Raw genomic sequence first — 21,544 nt, 5'->3', positions numbered from 1 at the left:
CCGGCAGATCAGGTGACTATCCGGCGTACGTCTCGAACTCGGCGATCCGCGGGGTGCCGGAGGAACTGGTGATGTCGAAGGTGATCTTCCGCAGCGAGGTGGCCGGGAAGGAGATCACCCCGGCGGTGCTGCCGCTGGCCAGGACCGCGCCGGTGTCATGGTTGAGCAGCCGCCACGACCGGACGTTGCCGACCGCCCCGGAGGCCTCCCGGATGTTGACCCGGGAGACCCGGGTGGCGGTGTCCCACTTGATGGAGATCTGACCGGTGGACCCGGACGGCGACCAGGCGGTGCTCATGTTGCCGTCGCGTACGTCGCCGTAGCTGGTGCCGCTGGCCTTGCTGGACCCGTCGGAGCCGGCCCCGATGCTCAGGTTGGTGCCGCTGGGCTGGCTCGGGCCCGGGGTCGGGCTGGTCGGACCGGGGGTCGGGGTGGTCGGGCCCGGAGCGGGGGTGGTCGGGCCGCTCGTCGGGGTGGTCGGGGTGCAACTGCCGTTCGAGGTACGGATGCCCTTGTTGGCGCCGGCGGTCTGCCGGACGATGTCCGGCACGCAGTTGGCCGGGTCCAGGCGGTACGAGTAGGGAACGCTGACGCTGGTGTTGGAGGTCGGGTTGGGGCCGGCCGGGTTGGTGTCCCCGCCGCGGGAAGACCAGGTCACGTTGTCGAAGATGTTGCCGCTGACCTGCCAGTAGCCGGCCTGGTCGGTGTAGAAGGTGCCCAGCACGTCCTTGGCGTTCTGGAAGTAGTTGTTCTCCACCTTGGCCCGGGCCCCGGCCCGGGAGTTGATGCCGGACTCGTTGATCCGGGAGAAGTGGCTGTTGAAGATGTGCGCGACGCCGCCGCGCAGCAGGGGAGTGCGGGAGTCGATGTTCTCGTACAGGTTGTGGTGGAAGGTGACGTACCCGTTCGACAGGTCGCTCTCGCTGGACCCGATCAGACCACCCCGGCCGGAGTTGCGCAGGATGCTGTAGGACAGGGTCACGTACTGGGTGTTGTTCTTCATGTCGAACAGCCCGTCGAAGCCCTGCGACTCACCGCCCGAGGCCTCCAGGGTGACGTGGTCGACCCAGACGTTGCGGACGTTGGCCTCCATGCCGATGGCGTCACCGCCGTTGGAGGTCGGCGAGCCGGACTTCTTGACGTTCCGGACGGTCACGTTCTGGATGATGATGTTGCGGGCCTCGCGGATGTGGATGCCGATCTGGTCGAAGGTGGCTCCGTTGCCGACCCCCAGGATGGTGACGTTGCTGATCTGCTTGAGTTCGATCACGTCGGCGGCGGTGCTGCAGCTCGACCCGGAGACCTTCGTGGTGTTCCCGTGGTTGATGGTCCCCTCGACCTGGATGATGATCGGGGTGCTGCTGCTGGCCCGGTTGCACAGGGCCGCGTGGATCTGGGTGCCGGTGGTGGCGCGGACGGTCTGCCCGCCGGCCCCACCGGTGGTGCCGCCGTTGCTGCTGGCGAAGCCGGTGGCGCTGCCGACGGCCGCCGACGCCTGCGGCGTCGTCAATGCCACGCAGACGACTGCTCCGGTGGCTGTGGCGGCGAGGGCCGCCAGGACTCGTGGCGCGAGGGTGCGTCTCATCCTCGTCTCACCTTCCTTGCTGTTGTTGGTGGTGGTGAAAGGAAGGGCCCCTTGTTAACGCCTCCGGCATAGGCGGGGCCCCCTTTTAACAGCGGGGTGCCGCTACAGCGGCAGCCGGTCGGCGCCGGCGAGCGGTCCGACGACCAGCGGCACCAGGGGGGCCGGCAGCACCGGACCGTGCCGCAGGGTCGGGGTCCAACCGGCGTCCGGGGACAGGTCGGGGTCGTGTACGGCGTTGTACGCGGCCACCAGGTCGACCGGCCGCGGCAGCCCACTCGCCGGGGTGACCCAGTTGCCCCGGGTGGTGATGGCGGTGCCGCTCCAGTCGTAGAGCAGGTCGGCGGCGGAGATACCGGCACCGAGGGTGAAGTGGTTGTTCTGCGCGTACACCGCGGACTGCACCCCGACACCGATGGCGTACTCGAAGCCGGCACCGGCGATCCGGTAGGCGTTGTTGTAGAGGTCGACCTGGCCGAAGCGCACCCGGGGCAGCCGTTGCAGGGACCCGTCGAACAGGTTGTGGTGCAGGGTGACGTTGAGCCGACCGAGGTCCGGGCCGACCGTGTTGGAGGAGCCGATCAACATCACCTTGTCCCGCCCGTCGAACCGGTTCCAGGCGACCGTGACCAGGCTGGCGGTGTGGGTGATGTCCAGCGCGCCGTCGTGCACCTGGTAGGGGCGGCCGAAGTGGACCGGTTGGGCACTGTCCGGGTTGTCCCCGTCGGTGAAGGTGTTGTGCTCGATCCAGACGTTCTCGCTGCGGCGCACCGAGACCAGGTCGTACTGGGAGTTCCAGTTGCCGGTCTCCCCGTCGGTGGGGGACCAGGCGGGGAAGCAGTCCCGGGCGTCGTCGAAGGTGATGTTGCGGACGATGACGTTGGAGACCCGGTCGATCATCAGGGTGAGGCCGGTCAGCCGCGCCCCGCGCAGCCCGATGATGGTGGTGTTGGCGCCGACGTTGATCTGGGTGTGCCGGGTCTGGTTGGTCACCGACCGCACCCGGGCGGACTCGATCGGCCCGCTCGGCGCCACCCGACCCCAGACCCCCGGGTCGTACGCGGCCAGGTACGCCTCCAGGGAGTAGCCGGGGTCGGCCAGGTCCGTGCAGTTCAGCAGGCTGCCGTCGGGGCCCTCGAATCCGTCGATGGTGCCCTTGACGTACACGATCTTGGGGGTGGCGTTGCCGGCGTTGGTGGCGTTGTCGCCGCCGAGCGCGGCGATCAGCTCGGCCCGGGTGGTGACGACGTGCACCTGGTCCGCGCTCGCGGTCGAACCGCCGGTGGTGCCCGGCCCGGCGGAGGCCCAGCCGTCCCCGGCCGGCAGGGTCTGTCGGCCGAGCTGGCGGGCCAGGGGGGACAGGGCCGGGGGAGCGGAGGTCGGCGAGGGCCGGGCGGCCAGGTCGGTCCCGGCCGGGGCGTGAGCGGCGGCGGGAGCGGGGGCGGCGGTCAGGGTGAGTGTGATCAATGCCGCGTACGCGGCGACTCTGCGCATTGTTTGTCCGTTCCTTCGTCGTGTTTCTTGCTGGTAACGAAGGTTACGGATTGTGTTTGATATCGGTCAATATGCTGGATATGCAGGTTTGTTGCACTAAATGCGATCGGCCGACATTGACCCGACCTATCCTGATCGGGAAGCCGCAGGTGAACGCATTGCGTCGATCCACTCCGGAACGACGATTTGCAGTCCGGTTGCCGTACCTCCTATTCCTGGGATGTCGTTTTCGGTGCCGCCACGGCCTGCCACGGCGGCACGGCCCATGCCACACCCGACTCCGACGGTAGTTCGCCATCCTCGGCGGCCCGGCGCAGCACCGCGTTGACCTCGCGGATACGCAGCACCCGCTGCGGCCCCTCGCCGACCGGTTCCACCAGGTCCCCGCCCAGCAGGGTCGGCTCGGGTGCGGCCTGAAGCGCGGTCAGCAGCTCGGTGAAGGCGGCGGTCCGGGCCAGGGGGGCGATCAGCGGAACCCGGGGGTCGGCCCGATGGGCCAGCAGGTTCTCCAGCAGACCCCGCCGGCCGGGCACCAGGTCCGGGCCCGCCTGCCCGGGCAACCACAGGCGGTCGGTCGGGTACTCCAGGATCGCCCGGCCGCCGGTGCCGGTGACGATCACCTCGCCGGCCACGAAGTCCTCCCCGGCGAGGGTCACCGCGGCCACGATCGGTGGCCCCTCCGCCGGCCGCAGGCGCAGCACGGCGGTGTCGTCGACCTCGATCGGCCGTACCCGGTACCGCTCCACCTCGATGGTGGCCGGCTGCACCGGCTGCCCGGTGACCGCCTCGGCGACCGCCAGGCACTGCATGACCGCGTGCGCCAGCGGGTTGGCCAGGGCCCCGTCTAGCACCGGCCGACCGTCCAGCAGTCGCCGTCCGGCCCAGGGGGCCCGGGCATAGTAGGCGTCCGGCCGTTGCCAGGCCGCGACCGTGGCGATGCCGGTGACCGTACCCAGTCGGCCGGTCGTCACCGCCTCGGTCAGTGCGGTCAGCGCCGCCGAGCCGAGGGCCTGGAACCCGACCTGGGCCACCCGGCCGGTGGCCGCCAGGAGCGCCGCCAACTCCTCATGCTCGGTGCTGCAGAGCACCGGCGGCTTCTCCAGCAGCAGGTCGGCACCGGCGGTCACCGCGTCCCGGGCGATCGGCAGGTGGGTGTGCGGCGGGGTGCAGATCACCACCACCTCGGGGGCCACCTCGGCCAGCATCTTCCGATGGTCGGTGAAGATCCGGGTACCCGCCGGCACCGGTGCGGCCGGTTCCTCCTCGATCGGCCTGGGGTCGACCAGGGCGGCCAGCCGCAGCCGCCCGGCCTCGTGCAGGGGGCCGATCACCCGCCGGTGCCAGCGACCGTGCCCGTTCGCCCCGATCAGCGCGATCCGTGGAGTGTTAAGCGGGGACCCTTCCTCTACCGCAGGCGTTAAGAAGGTGCCCTTCCTTGCACTCATGCGGCGGCGGTGAGGGTGGGGCGGACGCCGTAACGGGTCAGGTCGGTCAGCCAGGCGGTGATGTCGGCGCGTACCTGGGGGTCGGCGGCCACCTCCGGCGGGACGACCTCGTCCAGGGCCAGCACGGCCTCGACCGCCCCGGCGGGGGTCTGCGCCGCCTCGGCCAGGGCGGTACGGATCCGGTCTGCCAGCGGGTCGTCCAGGGGCAGCGGCGAACCCTCGTCGGTGGCACCCTGGGCGAACCGGATCCAGGCGGCGATCACCAGGGTCGCCCAGCGCGCCGAGCGGCCGGCGGCCCGCAGGTCGGCGATGGTGTGCAGGATCCGCTGGGGCAGCTTCTGCGAACCGTCCATCGCCACCTGGAGGGTGCGGTGCCGGATCGCCGGGTTGCCGAACCGGGCCAGCACCTGCTCGCCGTAGTCGACCACCTCGACCCCCTCCGGCGGGGTGAAGCTGACCGCGATCTCCTCGGCGATGAGCCGACGCAGCACGGTGTCCAGGTGCGGCAGCGCCAGGGCCTCCGCGATGGTCTCGCAGCCGGCCAGGGCCCCCAGGTAGGCCGCCGCCGAGTGCACCCCGTTGAGGGTGCGCAGCTTGAGCCGCTCCCAGGGCCCGGCGTCGGCGCAGAGCACCGCCCCGGCCCGGTCCCAGGCCGGACGTCCGCCGGGGAAGTCGTCCTCGATGACCCACTGGGTGTACGGCTCGGCCGCCACCGCCGCCAGATCCTCCACCCCCAGGGCCCGCCGGGCCGCCGCCAGGGTCTGCGCCGTGCTGGCCGGGACGATCCGGTCCACCATGGTGCCCGGGAACCCTACCTGGGCCCCGACCCAGTCCAGGGCCGGTCGGGGTGCCTTCGCGTACGCCAGGGCGTGCTGGACCAGGCCACGGAGCCGGCGGCCGTTGGCGGGCAGGTTGTCGCAGCTGACCAGGGCGATCGGCCCGGCGTCGGCGGCGGCCCGGGCCAGCAGCCCGCGCACCAGCAGACCGGGCACGGTCACCGGGGGCCGGTCCGTGGTCAGGTCGGCCACCAGGGCCGGGTCCGGGCGCAGGGTTCCTGCGGCCGGATCGAGTTGGTACGCCTTCTCGGTGACCGTCAGGGTGACCACCCGGATCGCCGGGTCGGCCAGCAGCGCCACCACCGCCTGCGGGTCGGCGGCGGCCAGCCGTACCCCGGTCAGCGCCCCGACCACCCGGGTGTGCTGGTCGGCGGCCGACAGGGTGCTGACACTGAACAGGTTGTCCTGCGCGGTCAGCACCCGCACCAGGTCGGCGTTGCGCGGCGCCACCCCGAGGATGCCCCAGTCCCCGCCGGCCAGGGCGATCGCCTGCTCGGTGTAGACCGCCTGGTGGGCCCGGTGGAAGGCGCCGAGCCCCAGGTGCAGCACCCCGGCCGGCACGCTGCCGGGCTGCACCAGCGGACGGGACCCGGCCGGCAGCCGACGCAGCGCCCCCAGGTCGAGTCGGGAGGCCCCCACGGTCACCGCCATGCCGGGCCGTCCGGGAAACCGAAGGTGGCGATGGACTCCGGGCGCATGGTGGCGCTGTAGCCCGGCTCGGTCGGCAGCAGGTACCGTCCGTCGCGGGTGCGTACCGGGTCCAGGAAGTGTTCGTGCAGGTGGTCGACGTACTCCACCATCCGCCCCTCCAGGCTGGTGCCCACCCGCAGGTAGTCGAAGATCGCCAGGTGCTGGACGTACTCGCAGAGGCCGACCCCGCCCGCGTGCGGGCAGATCGGCACCCCGAACTTGGCGGCCATCAGGATCTCGGCCAGCACCTCGTTGACCCCGGCCACCCGGCAGGCGTCGATCTGCATCACCCCGATCGCCTCGGCCTGCAACAACTGCTTGAAGATGACCTTGTTGGCGGCCACCTCGCCGGTGGCCACCCGGCACCGCCCGCCGGTCAGCTCGGTCACCGCCCGGGCGATGCGGGCGTGCCCGAGGATGTCGTCGGCGTGGGTCGGCTCCTCGATCCAGTAGGGATCCACCTCGGCCAGGGCGGTCATGTTGGTGATCGCCTCGTCGACGTCCCACACCTGGTTGGCGTCCATCATCAGCAGCGCCTCCGGGCCGATCTCCGACCGGATGATCCGGGCCCGCCGCAGGTCGTCGGCGGGCGGGCCACCGACCTTCATCTTCATCGCCCGCCACCCGGCCGCGTACGCCTGTCGGGTCAGGGCTCGCACCTTGTCGTCCGGGTAACCCAGCCAGCCCACCGAGGTGGTGTACGAGGGAAAGCCGTCGCGCTCCAGCACGGCCAGCCGGTCGGCGAGCCCGTCGCGGCCCTTGTCCAGGATGGCGGTGGCCTCTTCCGGGGTCAGCGCGTCCGTGATGTGGCCGAAGTCCACATTGGCCACCAGCTCCTCGGTGGGCAGCTCGGCCAGGTAGCGCCACATGGGTTTGCCGGCTAGCTTGGCCCGCAGGTCCCACACCGCGTTGACCAGGGCCCCGGTGGCCATGTGGATGACCCCCTTCTCCGGGCCCAGCCAGCGCAGCTGTACATCGGCGACCAGGGAGCGCCAGAAGGCCACCGGCTCGGCGGTGATCTCGGCGACCGTACGGCCGGTCACGTGGTGGGCCAGGGCCCGTACCGCCGCGCAGGTGATCTCGTTGCCGCGACCGTTGGTGAAGGTGAACCCGGCCCCGGTCGGCCCGTCGTCGGTGCTCAGCTCGACATAGGTGGCCGAATAGTCACCCCGGTTGATGGCGTCGGAGCCGTCGCCGCTGGCGGCGGTAGGAAACCGTACGTCGTGCACGGTGACCTCGGTGATGGTGGTCATTGTTGCCTCTCCCCGAACTTGAAGACCTGCTTCGGCAGGCGGTACGCCAGGTCGACCATGGTCTCGGCGGCCTCGTCCATCGGCAGCCGGTGCTCGGCCACCAGCCGGGCCAGGTAGCCGGCGTCGATGCGCCGGGCCACGTCGTGGCGTACCGGGATGGAACAGAAGGCGCGGGTGTCGTCGACGAACCCGGCGGTGTTGTAGAAGCCGGCCGTCTCGGTGACGGTCTCCCGGAACCGGCGCAGCACCTCGGGGGAGTCCAGGAACCACCAGGGTGCGCCGAGCAGCAGGGCGGCGTACCCGCCCGCCAGGGGAGCCAGTTCCCGGGTGAAGGTGTCCTCGTCGAGGGTGTAGAGCACCACCCGCAGCCGGGGGTCGTTGCCGTGCGCCTCCAGCAGCGGGGCCAGGGCGTGCACGTACTCGGTGGCCTGCGGGATGTCGCCGCCGACGTCCCGGCCGTGCCGGGCGTACAGCCACCGGTTGTGGTTGCGCACCGCACCGGGATGCAACTGCATCACCAGCCCGTCCTCCAGGGACATCCGGGCGAACTCCAGCAGCATGTGCGCGGCGAAGACCTCGGCGTCGCCCGGCTCGGCCCGGCCCCGGCGGGCCCGGTCGAACACCCTGGCGGCGCCCGCGCCGAGGTCCAGGGTCCGGGCGGTCAGGTGACCGTGGTCCGAGGAGGTGGCGCCGGCGGCGATGAACGCCGCCCGGCGGGCCCGCAGGGCGGCCAGATAGCCGGGGTACGTGCCGGTGTCCTCCCCGGTCAGCTCGCCCAGCCGGTCGATGTTGGCCGCCCAGTCCTCGAAGTCCAGGTCGACCACGTTGTCCGGGCGGAAGGTGGTGACCACCCGCCCGCCCGGCCCACCCCAGCCGTCCGCGGCCAGCTTGGCGTGCCTACCCAGGTCGTCCAGGGGGGACTCGGTGGTGGCCAGCACCTCGATGTTGAACCGTTCGAACAGGGCCCGGGGTCGGAAGTCCGGCTCGGACAGCTTGGCGGCCAGGGCGTCGTACACCTCGTCGGCGGTGGCCGGGGACAGTCGGGTGTCGACGTCGAAGACCTCGGTGAAGGTCTGCTCCAGCCACAGCCGTGACGGGGTGCCCCGGAACAGGTGCCAGTGTTCGGCGAAACGGCGCCAGATCCGTCGCCCGTCGGTCTCCACCGGAGTGCCGTCGCGGCTGGGCACCCCCAGCTCGGCGGGGGGAACCCCCTGGCTGAGCAGCATCCGGGTCAGGTAGTGGTCGGGCACGATGAGCAGCTGCGCCGGGTCACCGAAGGGCCGGTCCTCGGCCAGCAGGGCCGGGTCGACATGCCCGTGCGGGGAGATGATGGGCAACCTTGCCACCAGCGCGTACAACTCCCGGGCCAGTGCGCGTTGGCCCGGGTCGGCGGGGAGGAGCAGGTCTGGTCGGGTCGAGGTGGGCACGGGGTGCGACTCCTGGGGTAGAGGTCAGTCGAGGGACAGCAGGTCGGCGACGCGGACCGGGGCCCCGGTCTCGAAGGACCGGTTGGCGGCGAGCCCGGTGAGCAGGGCCAGTGCGCCGTCCCGGGCGGTGGCCGCGCGGTGCAGCGGGTCGGTTGCGCCGCCGAAGAGCACCTGGGTCATCCGGGCGTCCGCGCCACCGTGCCCGTGGCGGGTGTACCCGTCGACCTCGATGCGTCGTGGTGGGGACCAGAAGGGGCGCAGGGTCAGGGTGGCCGAGCCCCCCTCGGCGGCGGCCTGGTCCCCGTGCAGGGCGGCCCCCTTGAGGGCCCCGGCCGCAGCCGGGCTGACGTATTCGCTCTCGGTGACCTCCAGTTCCAGGCGGCCCCGGCTGCCGTTGACCATCACCCGGTAGCCCTCCCAGGGGGCGTACGCGGTGAGGTGGTAGGTCATGGTGGCCCCGGTGGAGTAGGTGGCCAGCACGGCCATGTCGTCCTCGATGCTGACCCCGGGGGCGAAGACGTTACGGTCCCGGTGATACCCGTCCTCCGCCTCGGCGTCGAGGTACAGCTCCCGCAGTCGGGGATGCTCGGCCAGGCGCAGGGCGAAGGGGTCGTCCTCGGCGGCGGGGCTGGCGTGGGCCCGGTCGTAGTCGCGGGCGTAGCCGTGCCGGCGGCCGTTCTCCCCGTAGAAGAACAGCCGTCCGGCCGCGTACACCTGCACGGGGGTGGCGGAAAGCCACCAGTTGACCAGGTCGAAGTGGTGGCTGGCCTTGTGCACCATCAGCCCGCCGGAGCTGGCCTTGTCGCGGTGCCAGCGGCGGAAGTAGTCCGCGCCGTGGCGTACGTCCAGCAGCCACTCGAAGTGCACCGAGCCGATCTCGCCGACCGCGCCCTCGGCCAGCAGCCGGCGCACCTGCTCGTGCAAGGGGTTGTAGCGGTAGTTGAAGGCGACGGTGACCCGGCGGCCGGTGCGGCGGACCGCGTCGAGGATGCGTTGGCAGCGCGCCGCGTCCGTGGTCATCGGCTTCTCGGTGACGACGTCGCAGCCGGCCTCCAGGGCGGCCACCACGTACTCGTCGTGGGTGACGTCGACCGAGGTGACCAGGACTACCCCGACCCGCTCCTTGGCCAGCATCGCGGTGAAGTCCCCGGCGTGGTACGTGGGCACCCGGGGGTGGCCGAGTTCGGCCAGCCACCGGTTGTGGGCGTCCATCCGGGCCTGGTTGACGTCGGCGAAGGCGACCAGTTCGGCGGTGTCGGCGTGGTCGTGGACCAGGGCGCGGACGAACATCTCGGCGCGGGCGCCGGTGCCGACCACGGCGTAGCGGGCCCGGCTGCCGGGTTGCGGAGACACGAACCGATCCTCCTCGATTTCTCTGCAAACCTTTGCAGTGAAGTAATCATGCTCGATGCCTCGACGTCAACGGTGCACCGGCAACCGATGGCATTTGCACCAATTCCTCAGCTTTAGCGACCGGTGTCGAAACCTAGCTGTAATCATCGGCCGTTGACACTGGAGCAACCGTTTGCATTAATTGGCGGCACCCGTGACCGCCGACACAGCTACGAAGGGGGCCGCAGTGCCAGTCACGATCCGGGACGTCGCACGGGCCTCCGGGGTGCACATCTCCACCGTCTCCCGCACCTTCTCGGCGCCCCACCTGGTCAACCCGGAGACCCGGGTACGGGTGCTGGCCTGCGCCGAGGACCTGGGCTACCGCCCCAACCGGGCCGCCCGGGCCCTGATCACCGGCCGCACCCACAACATCGGGCTGATCATCGCCGACATCGCCAACCCCTTCTTCCCGCCCCTGATCAAGGCGGCGGAGAGCCAGGCCCGGCACCGCGACTACCACGTCTTCGTGGCCGACACCAATGAGGACGCCGCCGCCGAGGAGGAGCTGGTCCACGCCCTGGCCAAGCAGGTCGACGGGGTGCTGCTGTGCAGCCCTCGGATGAGCAACAGCCTGATCGAGCAGCTCAGCCGGGAGGTCCCGCTGGTGGTGGTCAACCGCCAACTGTCCGGGCTGCCCTGCGTGCTGATGGATGTCGGCCAGGGGGCCCGGTCGGCCATCGAACACCTGGCCGCTCTGGGCCACCGGGAGATCGCCCTGCTCGGTGGGCCGCGGGGCTCCTGGACCAGCCGGGAGATCCGGCGGGCCGCCGGTGCGGCGGCCCGGGCGGCCGGCGCGGAGCTGACCGTGCTCGGCCCCAATCCACCCACCGAGCACGGTGGACTGGCCCAGGCGGAGCAGGTCCGCCGGGCCGGGGTCAGCGCCGTGCTCGCCTACAACGACCTGATGGCGATCGGCCTGCTGGAAGGGCTCGACGCACTGGGAGTGGCGGTGCCGCAGGAGGTGAGTGTCGTCGGGGTAGACGACATCTCACTGAGCCGGCTGACCCGCCCCAAACTGACGACGGTGGCCACCCCGACCGCGGCCGCCGGCCGGACGGCCGTCGACATGTTGCTGCAACACGACACCGACCTGCCGCGCACCGGGCGGGCCGGCGGTGTCGGAGCCACAGTCGGCGTCCGTCGTACCACCGCACAGGTAATGCTCCAGACCGAGTTGGTCATCCGCGACTCCACCGGACCGGGCCCCTACGCCGGTCGGGAACGTCCCGGTGCCACTGCCGCAGGCCCGGGCCCGCATCGCCGTGCGGACCCGGGCGGCCCGAAGGTGGCCGCCGGTGACGTCGTCGCCTCCTAACGCCAAGGAGTGAGCGCACATGCACCCCGCAACGCACCCCACCAGCGCGCCCGACGGGCGCACTTACCGTACCCCCCTGCTGCGCCGCCGGTTGCTGCGCGGCCTGCTCGCCGCAGTCGTGGCCCTGCCCCTGGTCGGGGCCGCGGCGGCCTGCGGTGGCGACGACGCCGCCGACGGCAAGACCAAGATCTCCATCTTCTGGTGGGGCGGTGACGCCCGCAACGCGCTGACCGTGCAGGCGCTCGACCTCTACACCAAGAAGAACCCGAACGTGGTCTTCGAGACCACCTGGCAGGCCAACCAGGGCTACTTCGACAAGCTGGCCACCCTCACCGCCGGCGGCAACCCGCCGGACATCTTCCAGATCGACGACAACTACCTGACCGAGTACGCGGCCCGTAACGCCACCCTGGACCTGAAGAAGTACCAGGACTCCGGTGACCTGGACACCACCAAGTTCCCGCCCAGCCTGCTCCAGTACGGCGAGGTCGACGGCAAGCTCGCCGGTCTGGCCGCCGGGGAGAACACCCAGGGCCTGGTCTACAACAAGACCCTGCTGACCAAGAACGGGCTGCCCGAGCCGACCACCGGGATGAGCTGGGAGGAGCACATCGCCTGGGCCGAGCAGGTCAGCAAGAAGACCGGGGTGCCCGGCACCCAGGACCCCAGCGCCGACTACAAGGCCTTCTGGGTGTGGCTGCGCCAGCAGGGCAAGGACCTCTACTCCGGCAGCGACCTGGGCTTCACCGCCGAGGATGTGACCAAGTGGTTCGAGCTGTGGAAGGGGGCCCGGGACTCCGGCGCCACCCCGACCCCGGACGTCATCCACGAGGGCAACGCCACCGACATCACCAAGCAGCTAGTGGTCACCGGCAAGTCGGCCACCTCCTGGGTCTGGGTCAACCAGATGCCGGAGCTGAAGAAGAACACCGCCGACGAGCTGGGGGTCATCGCCTACCCCGGTGACCCGAGCGCCCAGTGGGCCCGCGCCTCGATGTACTGGTCGGTCTTCCGGGGCAGCAAGAACGCCGACATCGCGGTCGACGTGATCAACTTCCTGGTCAACGACCCGGAGGCGGTCAAGCTGCTCGGCACCGACCGGGGTCTGCCCTCCAACCTGGACCTGCGTCGGGTGGTCAGCGACGACACCACCGACCCGGCGATGAAGCAGTCCATCGAGGTGGAGACCAAGCTGGCCGAGACCTTCGGCGCGGCCCCCCAGGTGCCGATCAAGGGCCACAGCAAGGTACGCGCCGAGCTGACCAAGGCCGCCGAGAACGCCCAGTACGGCCGGGCCACCCCCGCCGAGGCCGCCGCCCAGTTCGTCGCCGCCGGCAAGGCAGCGATCGCCTCCTGAGCGCCGCGATACCCGGAGAGGAGCAGTTCGTGGCCCTGACCACGGCGCCCGACCCGACCCGCCGCGGCACCGGATCCGTCCGACCCCCCGCCACCCGGCGCGGGACCGGACGGATCCGGCACGGGGAAGGTCTGGCCGGCTACATCTTCCTGTCGCCCTGGCTCATCGGTCTGATGGGCATCACGGCGCTACCCATGCTGTTGTCGCTGTACCTCAGCTTCACCAACTACGACATCCTCACCCCCTGGTCCGAGGTGGAATGGGTCGGGCTGGCCAACTACGAACGGATGTTCACCGCCGACCCCTCGTGGTGGCACTCCGTCCGGGTCACCCTGCGCTTCGCCCTGATCGCCGTACCGCTGAAACTCGCCGCGGCGCTCGGGGTGGCCCTGCTGCTCAACCGGGCCTGGCGCGGGGTCGGGCTGTTCCGTGGTCTGTTCTACCTGCCGTCGCTGCTCGGCGGCAGCGTCGCACTGGCCATCGTCTGGGTGAACATGTTCAACCGCGAGGGAGCCTTCAACTCCTTCCTCGCCCTGTTCGGCATCGAGGGCAAGCCCTGGGTCAACGACCCGGACTGGGCCCTGGAGACCCTGATGGTGCTGGCCATCTGGCAGTTCGGCGCCCCGATGGTGATCTTCCTGGCCGGGCTGAAGCAGGTGCCGACCGAGCTGTACGAGGCCGCCGCGGTGGACGGGGCCGGCAAGTTCCGGCAGTTCGTCAGCGTCACCCTGCCGATGCTCTCCCCGGTGATCTTCTTCAACCTGGTGCTGGAGACCATCAACGGTTTCCAGGGCTTCACGGCCGCCTTCGTGCTCAGCAACGGCACCGGCGGGCCGATCGACTCGACCCTGATGTACACCCTCAACCTGTACATCGCCGGGTTCACCGATCTGGAGATGGGCTACGCCTCCGCGATGGCCTGGGTCTTCCTGATCGCCATCGCGCTCATCACGGTCGTCTTCTTCAGCACCGGCCGGTTCTGGGTGCACTACTCCGACGGGGAGGACCGCTGATGGTGGCGAGCACCGTGGCCCCGCCCGTGGCGGCCCGCCCGCAGCGCTCACGCAGCCGGTCCTGGCTGCGGCTGATCATCCTGCTGGCCATCGTGGCGGTCGTGCTCTACCCGCTGATCTGGATGATCGGCACCTCGGTGAAGTCGCAGCAGGAGATCGTCAGCAACATCGGTCTGCTGCCGGAGCGCTTCACCCCGGGCAACTACACCGACGGGTGGAGCAACTTCGACGTCAGCTTCGGCCGGTTCTTCCTCAACAGCGCGATGGTCAGCCTGCTGACCGTGGTCGGCAACGCGGTGAGCTGCCTGCTGGCCGCGTACGCCTTCGCCCGGTTGAGGTTCCGGCTGCGGCGGCTGTGGTTCGCCGTCATGATCGGCACCCTGCTGTTGCCGGCGCACGTGCTGATCGTGCCGCAGTACATCCTGTTCCGCACCCTCGGCCTGGTCGGCGGGGACTGGCCGTACCTGCCGCTGCTGATCCCGCAGTTCCTGGCCACGGAGGCCTTCTTCGTCTTCCTGATGGTGCAGTTCATGCGGGGCATCCCGCGCGAGTTGGACGAGGCCGCCCGGATCGACGGTGCCGGGGCCTTCGGCATCTTCCGGCACGTCATCCTGCCGCTGAGCCGACCCGCCCTGGTCACCACGGCGATCTTCTCGTTCATCTGGACCTGGAACGAGTTCTTCCGGCAACTGGTCTTCCTGTCCGAGCTGAGCGACTACACCGTGCCGGTGGCGTTGACCCTGTTCATCGACTCGACCAGCCAGAGCGCGATCGGCCCGATGTTCGCCATGGCGGTGCTCTCCCTGCTGCCGGTCTTCGTGTTCTTCGTAGCCTTCCAACGGATGCTCGTCGAGGGGATCAACACCAGTGGAATCAAGGGTTGACCAGCCGCCGGACCGCGACTGGCGGGACACCGTACGCGACGGGGCCGACCTGGCCCTGGTGGGCATCCTGACCGTGCTCGCCTCGGCTCCGGTGCTGACCGCCGGGGCCGCGATCGGCACGGCCAGCGCGGCCGTGCACGACTGGCTGGCCACCGGCAGTTGGCCGACCGCCCGGCAGACCCTGTCCCGGTTCGGTAGGGGACTGCTGCCCGGCCTGCCGGCCACCCTGCTGGGTCTCGGCAGCCTGGGACTGCTCGTCACCAACCTGGTGGTGCTGGCCACCGGCCGGGTGCCGGGGGGAACGGTGGGGATGGTCCTCACCACCGCAGTGGCGACGATCCTGCTCGGGTACGCCGCCGCGATCGTGGTCGAGGTGGGCCGCACCGGGGGCACCGGGTGGGCCCCGGCGGTCACCCGGGCCGCCCGGGGCTGCCTGGACCACCCGGCCACCTGCGCCGGGCTGGCCGGCACCAGCCTGGTAGCCCTGCTGCTGGGGGTGCTGGTCACCCCGGTGGCGGTGCCGATCCTTGCCGGGTACGCGCTGGCCGCGGTGCACGCGGTGGCCCGCCGTCGACCGGTCACCCGCACGGAGCTGTCGTGAGCGCCGAGGTAGCCGATCAGGAACTGCTGGTCGAGGGCATCCCGGTGGCCCGGTACGTACTGGCCCCCGACCTGGCGGCCAAGCACGGCCCCCGGCCCTACCTGCATCCGGTGCGTACCCTGGCCGGCACCCCGGTCACGGACGCCCTGCCCGCCGACCATGTCTGGCACCTCGGGGCCTCCCTGGCGGTGCAGGACGTCAACGGCACCAACCTGTGGGGCGGGCGCACCTATGTCCGGGACCAGGGCTACACCTGGCGTGCCGACCACGGCCGGATCGTGCACACCGGTTGGGAACACCGCTCGACCGACCGGCTGGACCACCGGCTGCACTGGTGCGAACCGGCCGGGGAGGTCCTGCTGACCGAGCGGCGTACCCTGACCGCCGCAGCCGACGGGGCCGACCGGTGGCGGTTGGAGATCGACAGCACCCTCACCGCCCCCGCCGACCGGGAGGTCGTGCTGGGCAGCCCGGCCACCAACGGTCGTCCCGGTGGTGCCGGCTACGGAGGATTCTTCTGGCGGGGGGTGGCCGCCGAGACACCCCAGGTGTTCACCGCCTCCCTCACCGGCGAGGAGGCCGTCAACGGGTGCGCCGAGCCCTGGGTGGCGATGACCGGCCGGGCACCGCAGGGCGGGGAGTACACCCTGGTCTTCAGTGGCCTGGGCGCGGGGGACCGGTGGTTCGTCCGCGCGGGCATGTATCCCGGGGTCTGTGTGGCCTTCGCCTTCGCGCAGACCGCCACCATCCCGGCCGGCCAGGCCCGCCACAACCGCTACCAGATCGTCATCGCCGACGGCACCCGAACTGCCGCGGAGATCCAGCGGTGGCAGCCCAGCTGGTCCTCCGGGGGTGCGGGCGACAGCTGAGCTGCCACCGCTTGGAGGGCGCGTGGGGTGGGCGCCCTGAGGGCCTGAGTCAGCCGGCGCCCAGGCAGACGAAGGCGGCGGCGGTGGCCGGGGCGGTGGGGTCGCCACCGGTGACGAAGGCCTGCTGGGCCTCGGCCAAGGCCTGCGCCGGGCCGACCCCGGCGTGCATCCGGCGGTGCAGATCCAGCATGAGGGCGGTGGTGGGTTCCGCCGGTACCGGCAGCACGGTGGCGATCAGACACCGGGTGCCCAGGGCCAGCAGCACGGCCGCGAAACCCATGATCTCGTCCCCGGGGCGTACCCCGGTCAGCCCTGATTCGCAGGCGGAGAGCACCACACAGCCGGGCGGTCGGGCGATGCCCTCCCACTCGTAGGCGAACAGCGGCCCGTCGGCCAACTCCAAAGTGGAGAACTGGGGGTTGTCCGCGCGGAAGGCGCCGTGCGCGGCGATGTGCACCATCGCGGCCCCGTCCAGGGCGGCCGTCAGGGCGGTGGCGGTGGCCTGCCCGCCGGTGAGCAGCCGGGCGGCCGGCAGCACCTGGGCCAGCCGGTGGACCTCCACCGCGCCGGCGGGCAGCCGGGGACCGGCGGCCAGCACCGGGGTGCCCCGGGGCGCGCCCTGCTGCTCGGCGGCCAGCCAGGCGGCGGCCGAGGGGGCCACCGTGACCGCCCGTCCGGTGCCGGTGGGCAGCCCGGCCCAGCCGACCGAGTGCAGGGCCCCGACCGGCACGATCACCAGCGGCCGGTCGGCCAGGCGTCGGCGCAGCGGGTCGAACAGTTGCCGGTCCAGGGCCGTTGCGGCGTGCTCGACGGCGGCCCGGGCGGCGGCGGAGTCCCCGGTGACGATCAGACGGCGCAGCCCGAACCGGTGCCACCGGGTCAACCGGGTCGCCTCGGTCAGAGAGCCGAGGTCGTGCAGGCTGGCCCGACCGTCGCGGACCAGCACCGCCCCCAGCCGGTCCCCGTGCGCGAACAGTTCGACCAGCACCCGGGAACCGAGCCGGGCGGCCAGGTTGTGCACCCGGGGCGGGGTCAGGGTGCCCGGGCCGCCGGCAGCGTGCCGGGACAGGTCCCGGATGCGCTGCTCCAACCGGGCCTGCCGACCCCGCAGGGCGCGTACCGGCCGACCGGTCAGCACCGCGTCCTCCAGCAGGCCGCTGACCAGCCGGAGTTCGGCCAGGGCCGCGACCAGGTCGGCGTCGTCCGGTGGCAGGGCCGGGCGGGTCCGTACCGAATGGGCTCGCCACCGTTCCGCCCAGGCCAGCACCCGGGTCGGTGCCCCGGCCCGGACGGCGATGTCCAGCCCTTCGGCGGCCAGTTCCTGGCCGTACGCCCCGCTGTTGGCCCGCAGTTCGGTGGCGCCCAGGGAGGTGCGGTGCCGGTCGAGGACGGCCAGTCCTCGGCGCAGGGCCCGGGCGGCGGCAGGTTCCTCGCCGCGCAGCCGATGCCACCGGGCCTGGGCGTACCACCCCTGGGCCCGTCGTGGGGCGGTGCCCCGACCCCGGGTGCCGGCGGCGACGGCGAACAGCTTTGCGGCCCGGTCGGTGCGGCCCAGCTCCACCGCCAGTTGGCCGGCGTCGATGCGGGTGAGCAGGGCGGGATCGGCCCAACCGGTGGCCTCCAGCCGGTCGGCGGTGCGCACCATCGCGGTCAGCAAGGCGGCCGTACGGGTCCCCCGGCGGAACTCGGCCCGCAACTCGACATGCCGGGCGAAGGCTGCCCAGGTCCGGCGGCCCTGCCGGCGGAACCGGCTTCCGGCCGCGGCGGCGGCCTCGGTGGCGATGTCCAGGTCACCGGCGAGCAGGGCGGCCCGCGCCTGAGCCAGCAACGCCTCGGCCAGGTCGGAGGCCATGCCACGGCGACGCAGTTCCCGGATGGCCGCCGCGGCCACCTCGGTGGCCTCCTCCACCAGGGGCACCGAGAGCAGCAACTCGAAGCGGTCCAGCAACAACGCCGGTCGGGGTACGGCCAGCCGTTGGTACTCCTGCCCGACGGCGGCGAACCGGCGCAGCGCCCCGGCGATGTCCCCGCGTCGACCGGCCGCGATTCCGCTGTTCCAACTGGCGTCGGCGGCGGCCAGGTCCAGCCCGAGATCGCGGAAGACCGCCGCCGCCCGGGCCAGGTCGTCGACATCGCCCGGGGCGCCCCGGTGGGCGTTGAGCAGCCCCCGGTTGTTGCGGGCGCGGGCCTCCAGCAGCAGATCCCCCTCCCGTTGGGCGGTGTCGATGGCGAGGGTGTAGTCCCGGACCGCCTCGTCGTACCGACCCCGGTAGTGCAGTACCACCCCCCGTTGCATCCGGGCCCGTCCGGCGTCGGCCCCGGTGAGTTCGGGCAGGGCGGCGGTCACCGCCCGCAGGGCCGCCGAGGTGCGGCCGACATTGGCCAGGACGTACCCCAGACTCATCCGGGCCAGGGCCCGGGTCCGGGCCGTCCCGGCGATCCGGACCGCCCGACGCAGGTGGCGCAGGGCGCCGGGGAGGTCGTTGAGTTCCCGCAGTGCCAGGCCGATGGCGCGCTCCGCCGTGGAACGTTCGTCGCCGTCGCCGGTGGCTAGGACCCGCTGGGCGATCATGATCGCCTCACGGGGACGGCGCTGGACGGTGTCGAGCGCCGACTGCGCGGTGCCGCCGGCACCGGCAGCGGTGCTGTCGGGCATGGATCAAGCGTTCCCCAACTGTCGTGGAGCGTCAATGTCGGCAAATGGCCTGACGGTCGGATCGGGGTGGGCAGCCCGTTAGGGTCATTGACATCCACCGATTGATTGGAAGAATCGGTAAGGCCCGCGGAATTCGCCTCGCCGGCCACCCGTGGCCTGCCGATTCCGGGGCCATCTGGGAGGGCCTGTGCATTCTGACCACCCCCGACCAGGCAGCTGGTTGTCCCGACGGCGGCTGCTGGTCGCGTCCGTACTGGCTGCGGCGGCCACCCCACTGGGGGCCGGATGGCGCCCGGGTCCGGCCCTGGCCGACCAGGACGCCGACGACGCGGCCTATCAACTGGCCTTCGACCGGTTGGTGAATGCGGATCGCAATGTGCGTCGGCATACAGTTGCGGGTAGGGAAATTCTCTACCGCCCCCGGCAACTGCTCACCGCCGCCGAGGACACCGGGCGAGTAGCCGCCTGGTTGCGTAAAAGCGGACATCAGGTGCTCATCGGTGACGCTTTCGCCGGGGTGACCCGGTTGCTGTTCTCCGCCGAGGCCGACATCCCGGCGATCGTGACGCTGCTGCGCGACCCCCGGCAGTGGCCCGGTCAGCGGATTCCGCTGGTCCAACCGCACCATGTGCTGCTCGGCCTGGGCAACATCATGGGCAACCCGGGCGGACCACCCCGGACGATCGCCGCGCTGGCGCCACCGGATCCGGCCCGGGCGGCCGAGGGGGCCGGGGTGACCGTGGGGATCTGCGACACCGGCATCTGGCGGTACGCCGGCGGGCAGCACCCGGACTGGCTGGGCGGGGCCTACCTGCCGGAGCCGGACGACGAGGACCCCCTCTACCTGCACACCGACGTGCTCGCCCCGCAGGGCGGCCACGGCACCTTCGTCGCCGGGGTGGTACGCCAGGCCGCCCCGGGGGTACGTGTCGACCCCGAGACTGCCCTGGAGCCCACCGGCATCGGCGACGAGTCGACGGTGGTGGCCGCCCTGAGCCGACTGGCCTCCCAGGTCAGCGTGGTCAACCTCTCCCTGGGCGGCTTCACCCTGGACGACCAGCCCTCGTTGCCCCTGGCCAACGCCGTGGCCGCGTTGCCACCGACGACCGCGGTGGTGGCTGCGGCGGGCAACGCCGGCACCAACCGACCGCTGTGGCCGGCCGCGCTGGACCGGGTAGTGGCCGTGGCGGCGGTCCGGATGGGTTCCGCCGGCCTGGTGCCGGCCGACTACAGCGGATTCGGGCCCTGGGTGGACGCCTGCGCCCTGGGTCAGCACGACAGCACCTTCGTCCCGGGCATCCTGCCGCTGCCCGGACGACCCACCCGGGTCTTCCACCGCTACGCCCGCTGGTCCGGTACCTCCTTCGCCACCGCCCAGGTCAGCGGTCGGCTGGCCGCCATGATGACCGCCGGTGGCCTGAGCGCCGACGCCGCCCGGCTGGCCCTGCTGGCCATGCCGCGCTGGCACCCCGACTACGGGGTGCTGGTCGGGTGAGTGTCGACGGCGGCGGTGCCGTGGTGACCGGCCGCAGTACGAGTGATCTGGTAGCCGCCGCGGCCAACGGGGACGAGTCGGGCTGGGTGGAACTGGTCCGCCGCTACACCCCGCTGGTGTACTCGGTGATCCGGGTCCACGACCTGACCGCCGCCGACGCCGCCGATGTCAACCAGACCGTGTGGCTGCGTCTGGTGGAGCGCCTGGACCAGGTACGCGAACCGGAGGCGTTGGCGAGTTGGCTGGCGGTCACCACCCGACGGGAGTGCTACCGGATCTCGCGGCTGGGTCGGCGTACCCAACCCTTCGACCCCTCCGACGGGGCCTTTCAGGGGTGCCACCGGAGCGGGGCGGAGGCGGCCAGCCCGGACGAGGATCTGCTCCGCGCCGAACGGCACCAGGCCCTGCGGGAGGGCTTCGCCGAGCTACCGCCGCGCTGCCAGGTACTGCTGTCCCTGCTGACCGCCGATCCGCCGCTGAGCTACCGGCAGATCGCCGAGCGGCTGGGGACCCCGGTCGGCAGCATCGGCCCCACCCAGGCCCGCTGCCTGCGCCGGTTGCGGGAGTCCGGGGCGCTGGCCGCGTACCTTAAAGGGCATCGATCCGCCGCCTCGACGGGAGGGGAGCGCGATGGAGCCGTGGCCGCCGGGCGATGACGACCGGCTGACCGCCGAGCTGGGTGCGGCGCTGTCGGACAGCAGGGGAGTGCCCGAGGAGCACCTGGTCGCCGCGCGGGCGGCGTTCGCCTGGCGGACGGTGGACGCCGAACTGACCCTGGCCGAGTTGACCTTCGACTCGGCCTGCCAGGCGGAACCGGCCGGGCTCACCCGATCGGCCGGTTCCGTGCGGAGCCTGTCCTTCCGGGGCGGCCCGGTCCTGCTGGAGATCGAGGTCAGCCCGGCGGGAATCGTCGGGCAGCTCTGCCCCGCCGAGGGTGGCCGGATCAGTGCCCGGACGGCCACCGGCACCTACGACGAGACAGCGGTCGACGCGGTGGGACTCTTCTCCCTCGGCGTACCGCCGCCCGGGCCGGTCCGACTGCGGGCCGAGGCCGGCGGGTTCACCGTGGTCACCGACTGGGTCTGTCTGCGCTGAGGCCACAAGGGCCGTGGCCGGACAGGGCCACGGGGGTGGGGGGGGGGGGGGGGCCCCGCCCCCCCCGACAAACCCCCCCCGGCCGGCGTTGGGGGGCGGGTTAGTGGCTGGGACCCCCCCCCCGGGGGGGGCGGTGG

The 21,544-nt window shown here is 71.9% G+C and carries 17 protein-coding genes; 9 read left to right on the top strand and 8 right to left on the bottom strand.

The genetic code is table 11. From position 1 onward, the window contains the following. Positions 1–16 precede the first annotated feature (16 nt). The 7 genes from ACGFIK_RS05570 to ACGFIK_RS05540 form a co-directional block, all read right to left on the bottom strand. Positions 17–1,585, bottom strand: coding sequence for a pectate lyase (locus ACGFIK_RS05570; protein ID WP_327025346.1), 1,569 nt, complete (start codon positions 1,583–1,585; stop codon positions 17–19). 102 nt (positions 1,586–1,687) lie between these two features. Beyond that, positions 1,688–3,076: a pectate lyase gene (locus ACGFIK_RS05565; RefSeq protein ID WP_327025347.1), complete on the bottom strand. Its 1,389-nt coding sequence runs from the start codon at positions 3,074–3,076 to the stop codon at positions 1,688–1,690. Positions 3,077–3,285: 209 nt separating this feature from the next. Beyond that, the gene (locus ACGFIK_RS05560; RefSeq protein ID WP_327025348.1) at positions 3,286–4,521 is read right to left on the bottom strand and encodes a Gfo/Idh/MocA family oxidoreductase; all 1,236 of its coding nucleotides are present in this window, start codon (positions 4,519–4,521) and stop codon (positions 3,286–3,288) included. Then, positions 4,518–6,008 (bottom strand): mannitol dehydrogenase family protein, encoded by a 1,491-nt coding sequence (locus ACGFIK_RS05555; RefSeq protein ID WP_327025349.1) that lies wholly within the window; start codon positions 6,006–6,008, stop codon positions 4,518–4,520. Before ACGFIK_RS05555 ends, ACGFIK_RS05560 begins: the two co-directional genes overlap by 4 nt. Beyond that, positions 5,999–7,300: an enolase C-terminal domain-like protein gene (locus ACGFIK_RS05550; protein ID WP_327025350.1), complete on the bottom strand. Its 1,302-nt coding sequence runs from the start codon at positions 7,298–7,300 to the stop codon at positions 5,999–6,001. Before ACGFIK_RS05550 ends, ACGFIK_RS05555 begins: the two co-directional genes overlap by 10 nt. Beyond that, positions 7,297–8,727 (bottom strand): glucuronate isomerase, encoded by a 1,431-nt coding sequence (uxaC, locus tag ACGFIK_RS05545; protein WP_327025351.1) that lies wholly within the window; start codon positions 8,725–8,727, stop codon positions 7,297–7,299. The genes ACGFIK_RS05550 and uxaC overlap by 4 nt, the downstream gene beginning before the upstream one ends. Before the next feature lie 24 nt (positions 8,728–8,751). Continuing rightward, entirely contained in the window at positions 8,752–10,080 is a 1,329-nt protein-coding gene (locus ACGFIK_RS05540) for a Gfo/Idh/MocA family oxidoreductase (protein ID WP_327025352.1), read from the bottom strand. A 226-nt stretch (positions 10,081–10,306) separates the two neighbouring features. Here ACGFIK_RS05540 and ACGFIK_RS05535 point away from each other — a divergent pair, with 226 nt between their 5' ends. The 6 genes from ACGFIK_RS05535 to ACGFIK_RS05510 are packed head-to-tail and all read left to right on the top strand — an operon-like array spanning position 10,307 to position 16,161. Further along, complete coding sequence (locus tag ACGFIK_RS05535) at positions 10,307–11,437, top strand: LacI family DNA-binding transcriptional regulator (RefSeq protein ID WP_327025353.1); 1,131 nt, start codon at positions 10,307–10,309, stop codon at positions 11,435–11,437. A 19-nt stretch (positions 11,438–11,456) separates the two neighbouring features. Further along, positions 11,457–12,794, top strand: coding sequence for an extracellular solute-binding protein (locus tag ACGFIK_RS05530; RefSeq protein WP_327025354.1), 1,338 nt, complete (start codon positions 11,457–11,459; stop codon positions 12,792–12,794). A gap of 29 nt (positions 12,795–12,823) precedes the next feature. Further along, the gene (locus ACGFIK_RS05525; protein WP_327025355.1) at positions 12,824–13,807 is read left to right on the top strand and encodes a sugar ABC transporter permease; all 984 of its coding nucleotides are present in this window, start codon (positions 12,824–12,826) and stop codon (positions 13,805–13,807) included. Next, entirely contained in the window at positions 13,807–14,691 is an 885-nt protein-coding gene (locus tag ACGFIK_RS05520; protein WP_327025356.1) for a carbohydrate ABC transporter permease, read from the top strand. The genes ACGFIK_RS05525 and ACGFIK_RS05520 overlap by 1 nt, the downstream gene beginning before the upstream one ends. After that, positions 14,675–15,292, top strand: a complete 618-nt coding sequence (locus ACGFIK_RS05515; protein ID WP_327025357.1) for a hypothetical protein — start codon at positions 14,675–14,677, stop codon at positions 15,290–15,292. Before ACGFIK_RS05520 ends, ACGFIK_RS05515 begins: the two co-directional genes overlap by 17 nt. Next, positions 15,289–16,161, top strand: coding sequence for a PmoA family protein (locus ACGFIK_RS05510; protein ID WP_327025358.1), 873 nt, complete (start codon positions 15,289–15,291; stop codon positions 16,159–16,161). Before ACGFIK_RS05515 ends, ACGFIK_RS05510 begins: the two co-directional genes overlap by 4 nt. Before the next feature lie 49 nt (positions 16,162–16,210). On the opposite strand, the gene ACGFIK_RS05505 is transcribed toward ACGFIK_RS05510, so the two are convergent. Next, entirely contained in the window at positions 16,211–18,817 is a 2,607-nt protein-coding gene (locus tag ACGFIK_RS05505; protein WP_327025359.1) for a CHAT domain-containing protein, read from the bottom strand. A 187-nt stretch (positions 18,818–19,004) separates the two neighbouring features. On the opposite strand from ACGFIK_RS05505, the gene ACGFIK_RS05500 reads away from it, so the two are divergent. From ACGFIK_RS05500 to ACGFIK_RS05490, 3 genes are read left to right on the top strand one after another with little or no spacing between them, the layout of a single operon-like run. Beyond that, positions 19,005–20,312: a S8/S53 family peptidase gene (locus tag ACGFIK_RS05500; RefSeq protein WP_327025360.1), complete on the top strand. Its 1,308-nt coding sequence runs from the start codon at positions 19,005–19,007 to the stop codon at positions 20,310–20,312. After that, positions 20,309–20,968 carry a sigma-70 family RNA polymerase sigma factor gene (locus tag ACGFIK_RS05495; RefSeq protein WP_327025361.1) on the top strand — a complete coding sequence of 220 codons (660 nt, stop codon included), beginning with the start codon at positions 20,309–20,311 and terminating at the stop codon, positions 20,966–20,968. The genes ACGFIK_RS05500 and ACGFIK_RS05495 overlap by 4 nt, the downstream gene beginning before the upstream one ends. Further along, positions 20,943–21,407: a carboxypeptidase-like regulatory domain-containing protein gene (locus ACGFIK_RS05490; protein WP_327025362.1), complete on the top strand. Its 465-nt coding sequence runs from the start codon at positions 20,943–20,945 to the stop codon at positions 21,405–21,407. The genes ACGFIK_RS05495 and ACGFIK_RS05490 overlap by 26 nt, the downstream gene beginning before the upstream one ends. Positions 21,408–21,544 lie beyond the last annotated feature (137 nt).

Origin of the sequence: Micromonospora sp. NPDC048871 (assembly GCF_043198155.1) — a bacterium.
Taxonomy (GTDB): Bacteria; Actinomycetota; Actinomycetes; order Mycobacteriales; family Micromonosporaceae; genus Micromonospora.
The sequence above is the reverse complement of the archived record's forward strand: the minus strand, read 5'-3'. Positions and strand labels throughout refer to the sequence as shown.

Bases quoted from the DNA above. Each gene is read 5' to 3' on its own strand.
- ACGFIK_RS05570 (WP_327025346.1), bottom strand. From the start codon at position 1,585: ATGAGACGCACCCTCGCGCCACGAGTCCTGGCGGCCCTCGCCGCCACA.
- ACGFIK_RS05565 (WP_327025347.1), bottom strand. From the start codon at position 3,076: ATGCGCAGAGTCGCCGCGTACGCGGCATTGATCACACTCACCCTGACC.
- ACGFIK_RS05560 (WP_327025348.1), bottom strand. From the start codon at position 4,521: ATGAGTGCAAGGAAGGGCACCTTCTTAACGCCTGCGGTAGAGGAAGGG.
- ACGFIK_RS05555 (WP_327025349.1), bottom strand. From the start codon at position 6,008: ATGGCGGTGACCGTGGGGGCCTCCCGACTCGACCTGGGGGCGCTGCGT.
- ACGFIK_RS05550 (WP_327025350.1), bottom strand. From the start codon at position 7,300: ATGACCACCATCACCGAGGTCACCGTGCACGACGTACGGTTTCCTACC.
- ACGFIK_RS05530 (WP_327025354.1), top strand. From the start codon at position 11,457: ATGCACCCCGCAACGCACCCCACCAGCGCGCCCGACGGGCGCACTTAC.
- ACGFIK_RS05520 (WP_327025356.1), top strand. From the start codon at position 13,807: ATGGTGGCGAGCACCGTGGCCCCGCCCGTGGCGGCCCGCCCGCAGCGC.
- ACGFIK_RS05505 (WP_327025359.1), bottom strand. From the start codon at position 18,817: ATGCCCGACAGCACCGCTGCCGGTGCCGGCGGCACCGCGCAGTCGGCG.
- ACGFIK_RS05490 (WP_327025362.1), top strand. From the start codon at position 20,943: ATGGAGCCGTGGCCGCCGGGCGATGACGACCGGCTGACCGCCGAGCTG.